This is a genomic window from Limnospira sp. PMC 1279.21 (assembly GCF_032349615.1).
In the GTDB taxonomy this organism is placed as follows: Bacteria; Cyanobacteriota; Cyanobacteriia; order Cyanobacteriales; family Microcoleaceae; genus Limnospira; species Limnospira fusiformis.
In genome coordinates this window covers 1-10,916 of sequence record NZ_JARPLU010000020.1, presented here as the reverse complement: position 1 = coordinate 10,916, position 10,916 = coordinate 1, and the positions used below count along the sequence as shown (strand labels likewise).

The following is a 10,916-nucleotide window of genomic DNA, read 5'->3' as shown; positions in this document are numbered from 1 at the left end:
GGGTGGGGCGGGTTTATCAAAATCCGGGTTGTGAATTGGAATTCCCGGCGGAACCTGCCCCTACGTCGTGGCTTTGTTCAAAAGTTGGATGTTGGAGAAGGTAAAGCGATCGCTCCGACCACTTTCTGGGTTGTGGATAATCCGCTCATTGAGGATTTGATACTTACCCACTTGGGTATAGGAATCTTCAAAATCGCTTTTTTCCCCCTTCTGTTCCCCCGTTTTGGGGTCATGATAAACGGAATCATAACGGTGGGAAAGATAACCCTCCGGCGTTTGGTGGCTGCTGTGGGTGTAGATGGTCACTACCACCCCGTGAATGTGACGATGCACCATGCAGACCTCATTATTGCGGAGTTGGTAGCGATCGCCTTCTCCTTTCCCGCCGATAATGATTTCCACCGCCCCGGTTTCGTCCGTTTCGCCATAGCTAAACGTATTTTCTCCATGTACCGATTCAAAATCCCGACGTACCCGGTGGATCGCCGTTTCCCAAAGTTGTCCATGGATAGCCTTTTGCGCCGCCTCGTCAGCAACATCTAACACTTCCGCCTTCATGTCCGCCCCTACCTTCGCGCGACCATGAATCACCTTGCCATCATGTTCGTAGGTGATATCAGCAGTATAGCCTGGGAAATCGGCATCCCAGGTGTAGCGATTTTCATAAGCCGCCCGGAAAAGTTCGCGTGCAGAAACTTGTGTAGCCGTCATAAATACTCCTAGTGTGAAGATGAACAATTGTTAATTAGTATAAACCATTACCAGCATATCCCCTTGGTGGGGTATTGCGCCCTGGCGATCGGGTTTTCCTCCCCCTAGCCGTTTCTCCCGGTCTGGTAACGGTCATTCATTCACCGGGAAATTTCCTCCCCCGCTACAGTTTCCCGTAGGGGGGTCACAAACCAGGAGTCAGAAACGGGGTTGTATTTCTATTTGAGAGATTCTCCAATGAGGGTAAAAGCTGCCCAATGTTTGGGTTGAGGATATTCTTCCATAGTGGTCAACATCGCTTGTCGTAAAGCCACAGCCCGATCGCCTTTTTCGGGTAGAAGTCGATAAAATTCCTGCATTAATTTTGCGGTGGGTTCATCGGTGGCTTGCCATAAAGAGACAATCACACTTTCCGCCCCCGCACCAATAAACGCACGAGATAATCCGATGATACCATCACCTGTAATTCTGCCGCCACCTGTGTTACAAGCACTTAAAACCACCAAGGAAGCTGTTAAATTCAATCCCATGATTTCCTCGGAACTCAGAAACCCTTGATCGCCATCACTGGGAGTTAGTGCGATCGCTCCTAAAACACCCCCAGACTCACTAAAATCATCCAATAAGCCGTGGGTTGCCAAATGCACGATCGCCGCCGCATTAATGCGTTCCAAAACCTCTGATTTCGTGGCTGCACTACCAATTAACGCTTCTGTATTCAACATAGAGGCGATGGCGATCGCTTCCGCTTCTGCACCGGGTAAATTAGCTAATCTCTCCGGTCCTTCTCCCGGTTGTATCGACAATTTTGGCATCACGGGATTGCCCACCACTAGAGCATTTATGGGGTTAGTGCTTCTGTTGGGCATCCGGTTTTCTGCCAGTTGGCGAGTCAATTTTAACACTTGAATTGCTGGGGCGGTCAGAATAGTATGCTGAGTAATTAAATAGCGATCGCTTTCATCCAGTAACGCCGGAAACGGCACAAACAATAACTCCTGGTGGGGGATGAATATCACCTTCTCTTCTGGATTTTGGGGGAGTAAATCGGCGATCGGTTTTATCAGCACATCATGCAGTTGTCGCAGGTGACTCTCGCGGAGATTTCGGGTAGAAATGGTCGGCAGATTTTCCGTGATCACCTGGTGAGTTCCCCGCACCAAAGCCGTTAGTAAACTTTCCGCTTCCGAGTCCGTCCCCTCCGCCAAAAAAGGCACTAAAGTATCCCTAAAGGTTTCTAATTGGCTTAAATTGACTTCCCGAAATGTGATGTTTCCCGTCGGTTGCACCACCCAGATAAACAAAGCCGAATTTTCCCCGAAATTATCACTAATAATCGAATATTGAACTAGGGTAGCATTTTGCTGTCCTGCCACTTTTTGAATGTCCGAAATTGTCATCGGCGGATTATTTACCCGCGCATATTCTGCGACCGCTTCAGGAGATAATTGCTGGGCGATTAATTCCAGGAAAGCACGGGCGCGTCCTCTCTCCGCAATTTCTAAGGCGATTTCCGGTTTATTGGCGCTAATTAATGCTTTTTGTAGTATACTATAACTAGACCGATATTTATCGAAAATCGAGACTTTATTAATATCGCTCAAGCCAGGTCGCAGAGATTCTAATGCGTCAATTGCGGCGTATAAGGTTTGGGTAGCTTCCGCGATTTTTCCAGCTTCAAATAAGGCGACACCTTTATTGTTTAGGGTGACAGCAATTCCGGCTGTATTCCGTAAATTTCGCCGAATTTCTAAGGCGCGATCGTAAAATTCTATGGCTTGGGAATAGTCCCCCATTAATCGATGAACTGAGCCGATATTATTCAAGGCTTGACCCTGGGAATCTTCTTCACCGATCGCCCTCATAATTTCTAATCCTTGATTGTACAATTCCAAGGCTTGGGAATAGTTGGCTAATTTCTCATAAGCAGCCCCCATATTCAACAGAGTTTGACCAACCCCGACAGTATCTCCTATTTCCGAGGCGATCGCTAACCCTTTGGCATAGAATTCTAACGCTTGGGAATATTCCCCCAGAGCATGATAAACCGCCCCCATATTAGCGAGAGTAATTCCCACCGCAACATCATCATCTTCTTGTGCAAATAGCGCCCCGGCTTGTTGAAAATAAATCAGGGCTTTTTGAGGTTGTCCCAAAGCCCGATAAATGTTCCCAAGATTATTATAAATAACCGCCCAACCATAATAGTCTTCTGCTGGCAAAACTTCCATGGCTTGCTGATAAATATCCAGGGCGGCGGGATAGTTAGCTTGGGAGTAATAAAGCGCCCCCAAATTCATCAGAGTTTGGCTAATTCCCTGTCTGTCGTTAATATTTTGGCTAATAGTTAAAGCCTCGTTTAAAAAATGCCCAGCCTGGGGATAATTGCCCAAATGGCGATGCACAATACCGATATCATTTAAGATTACCGCCTCTAGTTGGCGATCGCCTTCAAAACGCACCTTTTGCAAAGCGCGATCGAAGGTTATCAACGCTTCTTTCAACTCACCGCGATCGACCTGTTTATATCCGTGTTCATACAATTCTATCGCTTCACTGACCCCACCTTCTCCCCTTTCTTGTGCCAAAACTGGCAGCCCTATTACCGGGAAGGAAAGAAATTTGATAAACTCAATTTTACCCAGAGTCAGAAACCCAATCAGGAACACACAGGACCAATTTTTTTTGAGAGGCATTTTAGTTAAATGATGAATGACCAGTTACAATTGCTAATTGCCGAGACTTGTCGGCACCCTCCCGGCAGCCTCAAACGGCAGCAAGGGTTAACTCAACTGTATCGAATCATTGTCAATTCAGGCAAGCTATGGCGAGAAAAAACCCCCTATTATGAGGAAGTCTGGCAACAAACTTGGCTGTATTTTTGCCTAAATCTCTGTGAAGCCACCACCGGGAAAGAGAAATATGATAGCGATCGCAGTAGCATCACCACCTGGCTAAATGTTTACCTAAAAATGCGCCTCAAAGATAGGGCTATCAAACAGCAAAAACAGAAACAGCAAATGGTTTCCGCTTCACAAGCGTTATGTGATGATGACACCCTCACCTTTTTGGATACCTTAGAAGCGCCGCCAGATATCCCGCCGATCCTACAAGCGACCCGCCAGTGGGCGGAAACTGACCCAGAGGGAGAATTGCAGCGTCTCCACCTCCGGGGTCGAAAAGATGTTACCTGTCAACTGTTGATTTTACGGCGTTTACCCCCAGAAACTACCTGGGAGGATCTTTCCGCACAGTTGGGTTTACCAGTTTCTACCCTCAGCAGCTTTTATCAGCGGAAATGTCTGCCACAATTGCGTAAATTTGGCAAATCAGCCGGATATCTATAAAAAGGTCATTACACCAATAACAATTATGGCTAATCATACCCAACAAATCGAAAATTCTGCCTTACCCATGTTGATCGGCATCAATTCGCGCCGCCTCGCCCAACAATTTGCGAGGGAACAACCCAATCGCCAAAAAGCTGAACAGGTTTATTTTAACACTCTGGCGGTATGTGTGGTGCGTAATTATTTAGAGTGGATGGGAATTGCTACCCAAGTTAATGCTGGTGATAGTTGGAATCCGATCGCCCGCTTGGCTAGTGATGTGGCAGATCTACAGGTGACCGGATTGGGGATTCTCGAATGTCGTCCGATCCGCGAAAATCAGCAAATTTGCCGAATTCCCCCAGAAGTTTGGGGCGATCGCATTGGCTATGTAGTCGTGGAAATTGAAGATTCTTTAAAAGCCGCCAATATTCTGGGATTTATGAATAATATCGATCGCCCAGAAATTCCCCGGAGTCAGTTGCAACCCATAGAAGCACTGCTGATCACTTTATCTGGGTTGCGTCGGCAGAATTTGGTTAACCTTAGTCAATGGTGCCAAGGCATCTTTGAGGAAACGTGGCAGGATTTGGGGGCAATATTTAGCACTCAAAATATCGCCTACAATTTCCGCAATTCTCCACCAGATAGCCAAGCCGAGATAGAAAAAGCAAAATTGATTGATTTGCAAATGCAGTTGGGCAGTCAAATGGTAGTATTGTTGGTGGCGCTAACACCAGAATTTGACACCATGGCAGTCAGAGTGCGACTTTATCCCCCTGATGGAGAAATTTATTTACCCCATAATTTACGGTTAGCATTACTATCAGACCAGGCGGATACTTTAGAAGAAGTGCGATCGCGCCGTCATGATAATTATATCCAACTACCCCGCTTTAGCGGAGAAATAGGGGAACGCTTTTCTATTCAAGTCGCCCTAGAAAATGCCATGATTATAGAGAACTTTCAAATTTAATGACCAGCCCCCAAAAATCAACTCTTGTCGTCATTAATTTAGGATATGGGAATTTGCTATCCGGTTTTCCCCATGTCACCGCACTGCTTTGGGAATCAGAAAATCACCGTCCCTTCAAGTTTACTGGCGCGTTACCTCCCGCCCCGGAATTGGATGGGATTTATCGTCGCTGGAATTTGATTTATCAAGCACTGTATCGCCGTCCGGGATGGTATCCACGCATTCAAATAGATCAGGAAGATATCACCAATGTTTCTGAGGTAGAATTTGCGGACATTTGCCAGCAGTATATTGAGGTAATTAATCAGTGGTTGGGTGCAGAGACATTTAGAAATATTGATCGGCAATTGCGATCGCATCTCTACCATGATGACGAAATCCAATTAATTCTGGAAACCGATGACGAATTAGTGAGGCGTTTACCGTGGCATTTATGGGATTTTTTGTCTGATTATCCCCAAGCCGAAATTGCTTTAAGCGTCCCCGAATATCATCGAGTAAAGAAGAAGTTGCACCCCAGAAAAAAGATGAGAATTTTAGCTATTCTAGGCAATGATAACGGTCTCGACATAGAGGCGGATCGCCAGGTTTTGTCAGAAAACGATGATGCGGAAACTGTTTTTTTGTGGAAACCTTCCCGTCAAGAAGTTGACAAACAGTTATGGGATGATCGCGGTTGGGATATTTTATTTTTTGCTGGTCATAGTGAGAGTGAAGAAAATGGGAACGGGGGGTTATTGGCGATTAATTCCACCGAGAAAATCGGCATTTCTCATCTAAAATTATCTCTAAGAAAGGCTATCAGCAGAGGTTTACAACTGGCGATTTTTAATTCTTGCCAGGGGTTGGCGTTAGCTACAGAATTGGCGGATTTACATATTCCCCAAATCATTGTAATGCGAGAACCCGTGTCGGACAGGGTAGCCCATGCCTTTTTGGCGCAATTTATCCAGGCTTTTTCGAGGGGATATTCTTTTTATTTAGCAGTGCGAGAAGCCCGGGAACGTTTACAGGGTTTAGAAGATAAATTCCCCTGTGCGAGTTGGTTGCCAATTATCTGTCAAAATCCTGCCGAATCACCCATAGTCTGGCGACAGCAACCGCCACCGCCAAAACGGAATTTTTTACCAAGGGGCGATCGCACTTTTTGGTTAACCAGTTTGTCGATAACTTTAATGATTCTAATTATCCGGCAATTGGGAATTTTACAAGGGTGGGAATTGCGACTCTATGACCACTTAATGCGATCGCGTCCTACCGAACCACCAGACCCCCGAATTTTAGTCATTGAAGTGACCGAAAATGATTTACAATTGCGACAAGAATATTCTATCTCAGATGGCACTCTTAGTCAAGTATTGCAGCAATTAGAACCCCATGAACCCAGAGCGATCGGGTTAACCATTTATCGAGATTTTCCCGTTCCTCCTGGGGAGTCAGAATGGCGAACACAAATGCAGGAACAAGACAATTTATTTGCTATATGTAGTTTCCCAAGGTCTAATGAACCCGCAGTGCGATCGCCTGATGTCATCCCCAAAAATCGCTTAGGATTCGATGATGTCCTAGTCGATCCTGATGGAATTTTGCGCCGTCACCTATTCTTTATGAGAGCCAACCCCGACTGTAACACCGCTTTTTCCTTGAGCTTTCAATTAGCCCGCAAATATCTGGAGTCTGAGAATATTTTTCCCGACAATCAAGGCAATCAAAACAACCCATTAAAATTCGGTCAAGCCATTTTTCACCCTCTGCAAAGTCCCCATACAGGAGGATACCAAAATATAGCGATCGGGGGTTGGTCTGTGATGTTAAATTATCGTTCTTTTCCCATAGCCAGAACTCTAACCCTCACCCAAGTTTTGCAGGGAGATTTTGACCCCAACCTAGTCAAAGACAGAATTGTGCTGATTGGTTTTACCAGTAGAGTCAACGCCAAATTTTTTAGCACCCCCTACCGTGCCGGAAAATCTCCTTCTGAGCAAGTACCAGGAGTGATGGTCCAAGCACAGATGGTCAGCCATATTCTTAGTGCAGCCCTTGACGGTCGTCCGCTGATTAGGGTATGGCTTTGGTGGCAAGAAGTGATTTGGGTGGTATTGTGGTCAATAGCCGGAAGTGCGATCGCATTGTATATCCGCCACCGGGGATGGGCGATCGCAGCGATCGTGATAGCGATCGCGATCCTATATATCCTTTGCTATCTGCTATTCCTGCAAGGAACCTGGGTTCCCCTCCTCCCCCCACTATTAACATTGGCGATCGGTCCTTTTTTGACGAAATTTTTGCGTAAATTTCTGCCCTGACTGCGATAAGTAAATATAACCCCAACTACCCAGGAGTAGCAGCTTGTCCAGTCCTTCGAGAAAACCCCCAAAACCCCGCCAATTTAAGTTATCCATCGCCTTGATTCTCTTAATCGGGATAGTGCCAATACAGCGAGTTTACGGCACTTATAGCAGGGAATTACGCCCGGAAAATCATCAATTGCCATTATCCGATACCCTTGTCGCCACAGCCTTTGACGTACCAGACCCCCAACCCCCAGAAGATCGGGAAGGTTCTGGGAGTCGCACCTCTTGTCCCGCCGTCGATAAACCTCTGACCGCATTAATTCCCAGTCAAGTGAACTACACCCTATCGGGACATCCCACATTCTGGTTTTATGTACCTTATTCCTCCGAGCTAACCCGTGAGGTAGAATTTGTGGTATTGGACGAACAAGAAACCGAAGTTTACCAAACCGTCGTGAGGATTACCGATACACCGGGAATTGTGAGTTTCCGCCTACCGGACAGCCTCCCCCCCTTGGAAATTGGCAAAAAATATTTGTGGCAATTCTCCTATAGATGTCATCCCAGAATTAGGGCTGAGGATGACTATGTACAAGCAATGGTGGAAAGAGTTGCCGCCTCGAGAAGTCTAACCAGTCAGCTAGAAGCGGCAACAACACCCATGCAGCGGGTGGAAATCTATGCGGCGAATGGGTTATGGCACGATACCCTCACGACTCTCGCCGAATTACGTCGGGATAATGCAGGAAATGCAGATATCGCCGCCGGGTGGACGGAACTTCTGGAATCTATTGGTTTGGGTCATCTAGCTAATGAGGCGATCGGCGGTTGTTGTCGTTAGTCTCGACGGGAGAAACGGGGTTTCTCGGCTGTTTAACGATTAACCCCAAAAATTTTTCCCAATTTGCGTAAAAGTTATCCGCGAAGGCGATAGGTAGGTATCACCTACAATTTCAGGAGTCATGCGGATTGTCAATTTACAAGCGATCGCTCCCCCGCCCTGCTTATGTGTCAAGGAAATTCCGTGAAAATACTGATGTCTGGAAACATCAGAACGGCTTTAATGGATAATTAGCAGAACTTATGATTGACGTTAAAAGGCGATCGTTCCGTCCGTCCAGTCCGTCCCACTCACCGAATCAGCCCTAGCCACGAGTACCGATCATGCAAACGCCCTTAAATAATCAGCATCAACTTATCAATGGTCGCTATCAAGTTATAAAATCCCTGGGAACGGGTAGTTTCGGCGAGGTATTCCTGGCACAAGACACCCAGATGCCCTTGCAGCAACACTATGTGATCAAGCAACTGAAGCGCCAAGTTCAACGCCAGTTTAACAATATTGTTAAAGAACGATTCCGGCAGGAAGCGGCAACATTGCAAACTTTGGGGCAGCATAACCAGATTCCTCGGTTGTACGCTTACTTTGAGGAGCTGAACAAGTTTTACTTAGTGCAGGAGCATATCGAGGGTGAAACCCTAGAAGCGAAGGTGCAAAGGGAGGGTCAACTCAGCGAAAGTGCCGTGAGGGAAATTTTTACCAGTCTGTTGGGAGTGCTTCAATACATACACAGCAAGCAAATAGTCCATCGCGACATCAAACCGGACAATATTATTTTGCGCCAGGAAGATGGCAAGCCAGTGTTGATTGACTTTGGTGCCGTCAAGGAAGCCATGAGTACCCAGCTCAATACCCAAGGAAATGCGGTTAACTCGATTATAATTGGTACTCCTGGGTTTATGGCTTCTGAACAGGCAATCGGTAGACCTGTTTATTCTAGTGATTTATATAGTTTGGGACTGACCGCGATTTATATGCTAACAGGTAAGCTGCCGCAAGATTTGGCGATGGATCCTGGGACGGCAGAAATCCTTTGGCGACAAGATGCACCAGAAGTGAGTGTCGGTTTAGCCAATGTGTTAGATAAAGCAGTTCGCTCCCACGCTGGCGATCGCTACTCTAGCGCCAAAGAAATGCTCGATGCCTTGAAATCCCTTACGGATACAGATATGCAGCCCGATAATAATAATATTCCCGATCCTGTACCAGAACCCACATCGACATCAACAAAACGTGGGCTATTGGTTCTATCGACGATTGTTTCTCTGGTTGTTCTGGGGTTGGGGTGGCGATCGCTTCCCTACCTGTGGAAACCGAAAGTACAAGCCCAATCCTTAACAATTGGCAGTTTAAGCAATCCCAAGTACAACACCGACCTAGTAGATTATTTACGACAAGAGTTAATCCCCAGTAATTTTATTGATTTTTTTCTGGGTAAAAAAGTAGACTTGGCGATCGATGGTGACCATAATCTACCTTACCAAGAAGCCAAGGATAGAATAGCCAAGAAAGAGTGGGATGTCGTCTTTACCCTGTCTCCGATCATTTCTGTTGCTGCCAAAGATAACAGTTATACGTTTGCCGCTTTAATGTTTCCTGAAGGTCCGCCTTATTATTATTCTGCATTGTACGTCAGAGCGGACAGCCCAATTCAATCTATCAATGACATAACACCAAGCACCGTAATTGCCTTGGGCGGGTTCAACTCAGCATCGAGTTTTTATATGCCCGTTTACGATTTGTATGGCAAAACTCTAACCGTAGATATGGGACACCGAGGGCAGAATATTCGGGAAATGGTGAGGACTGGAAAAGCCGATTTGGGTGCGGGGGCTTTAGGTGATACAGTCAAAAACGATCCAGATATCCGTATCATCCACCTGAGTCGAGCTATTCCGGGTGCAGGAGTATATCTCTCTCCCGAACTTTCAGAATCAGACAGAAAGGTAATCGAAAGAGTTTTGCTCAACGCCCCTCCAGACCTTCAAAAACAAGCCAACTATGGCCCAGGCTCAGAATCAGATTATACCAATTTCAGAGGAATTATCCGGAGAACCGAAGAAATTTTAGTTTGTTCTAATTTTAGGCAGAATCCCGTTAATTTCTTTTGTGGAACTGGGGTGGGTACAGTTCCTACAACAGTTAATCATGGTGGGAATGAGATCAGGGGTCGAGTCAATGGCTGGAGGCGGCCGACTGTTGACACAGTTTGGTTAAATTTGATGGCAGAAGGTAATCAACTTTATCGGGTGGTAGTATCTTCCCAAATTCTCAATCAAGTTCCTGGTGCTACGAATTTGCTGGAACTTCAGAATAAAGAGATTAAAGTTATGGGAGTAGTCCCGAATCAAATAGGTGATGGAATACTGGAATTAAATATTCAGAATTCAATGGAATTGGAGGTTTTATAAAACCAAATATCTATACCGAAGCATAAATGGGGTATATTCCTCATCATCAGGTTAGTTATCGCGGAGGTTTCCGAAACCGGTTTTCTTTTGGGAACCCCCAGAAACCCCCTTTCTTTCGGGAAAATTAGGCGATCGCTCATCTGAGGCGAACATAACTAACGGGCGATAAACACACCCAGAACACAATCGGCAGATTCCTTTAACTTCTATGTGTATTCCTCCTCAAAGGGGATTACATAGCATCAGGGTCAATGCCTAATTCCCGCAGTTTTTCCGCCAGGCGGTTAGCGCGTTCTGCTTCCTGTTGGGCGTGTTCTGCCTCCTGTTGGGCGCGTTCTTCGGCTTGTTGGGCGC

At 46.1% G+C, this 10,916-nt stretch carries 7 protein-coding genes; 5 read left to right on the top strand and 2 right to left on the bottom strand.

Features of this window, described 5'->3' with window-relative positions; all coding sequences use genetic code 11:
* Nucleotides 1-60: 60 nt before the first annotated feature.
* Nucleotides 61-711, bottom strand: coding sequence for a DUF3386 domain-containing protein (locus tag P5683_RS05145; RefSeq protein ID WP_187758291.1), 651 nt, complete (start codon nucleotides 709-711; stop codon nucleotides 61-63).
* 218 nt (nucleotides 712-929) lie between these two features.
* Nucleotides 930-3,407: a tetratricopeptide repeat protein gene (locus P5683_RS05140; RefSeq protein WP_315657385.1), complete on the bottom strand. Its 2,478-nt coding sequence runs from the start codon at nucleotides 3,405-3,407 to the stop codon at nucleotides 930-932.
* Nucleotides 3,408-3,416: 9 nt separating this feature from the next.
* Between P5683_RS05140 and P5683_RS05135 the strand changes: the two genes are divergently transcribed.
* The 5 genes from P5683_RS05135 to P5683_RS05115 all read left to right on the top strand — a co-directional run bounded on the left by P5683_RS05135 (nucleotide 3,417) and on the right by P5683_RS05115 (nucleotide 10,562).
* Nucleotides 3,417-4,058 carry a sigma-70 family RNA polymerase sigma factor gene (locus P5683_RS05135; protein ID WP_315639434.1) on the top strand — a complete coding sequence of 214 codons (642 nt, stop codon included), beginning with the start codon at nucleotides 3,417-3,419 and terminating at the stop codon, nucleotides 4,056-4,058.
* Nucleotides 4,059-4,083: 25 nt separating this feature from the next.
* Nucleotides 4,084-5,016, top strand: a complete 933-nt coding sequence (locus P5683_RS05130; protein WP_006620845.1) for a DUF1822 family protein — start codon at nucleotides 4,084-4,086, stop codon at nucleotides 5,014-5,016.
* Nucleotides 5,016-7,322: a CHASE2 domain-containing protein gene (locus P5683_RS05125; protein WP_315639433.1), complete on the top strand. Its 2,307-nt coding sequence runs from the start codon at nucleotides 5,016-5,018 to the stop codon at nucleotides 7,320-7,322. The genes P5683_RS05130 and P5683_RS05125 overlap by 1 nt, the downstream gene beginning before the upstream one ends.
* Before the next feature lie 43 nt (nucleotides 7,323-7,365).
* A complete protein-coding gene (locus tag P5683_RS05120) occupies nucleotides 7,366-8,151 on the top strand; it encodes a DUF928 domain-containing protein (RefSeq protein WP_006620847.1) in 786 nt (261 codons plus the stop codon).
* Between the two features lie 323 nt (nucleotides 8,152-8,474).
* Entirely contained in the window at nucleotides 8,475-10,562 is a 2,088-nt protein-coding gene (locus P5683_RS05115) for a protein kinase domain-containing protein (protein ID WP_315639429.1), read from the top strand.
* Nucleotides 10,563-10,916 lie beyond the last annotated feature (354 nt).

What these genes read in the sequence shown, in the direction of transcription:
- P5683_RS05145 (WP_187758291.1), bottom strand. Translation starts at nt 711, where the DNA reads ATGACGGCTACACAAGTTTCTGCACGCGAACTTTTCCGGGCGGCTTAT.
- P5683_RS05140 (WP_315657385.1), bottom strand. Translation starts at nt 3,407, where the DNA reads ATGCCTCTCAAAAAAAATTGGTCCTGTGTGTTCCTGATTGGGTTTCTG.
- P5683_RS05135 (WP_315639434.1), top strand. Translation starts at nt 3,417, where the DNA reads ATGATGAATGACCAGTTACAATTGCTAATTGCCGAGACTTGTCGGCAC.
- P5683_RS05130 (WP_006620845.1), top strand. Translation starts at nt 4,084, where the DNA reads ATGGCTAATCATACCCAACAAATCGAAAATTCTGCCTTACCCATGTTG.
- P5683_RS05125 (WP_315639433.1), top strand. Translation starts at nt 5,016, where the DNA reads ATGACCAGCCCCCAAAAATCAACTCTTGTCGTCATTAATTTAGGATAT.
- P5683_RS05115 (WP_315639429.1), top strand. Translation starts at nt 8,475, where the DNA reads ATGCAAACGCCCTTAAATAATCAGCATCAACTTATCAATGGTCGCTAT.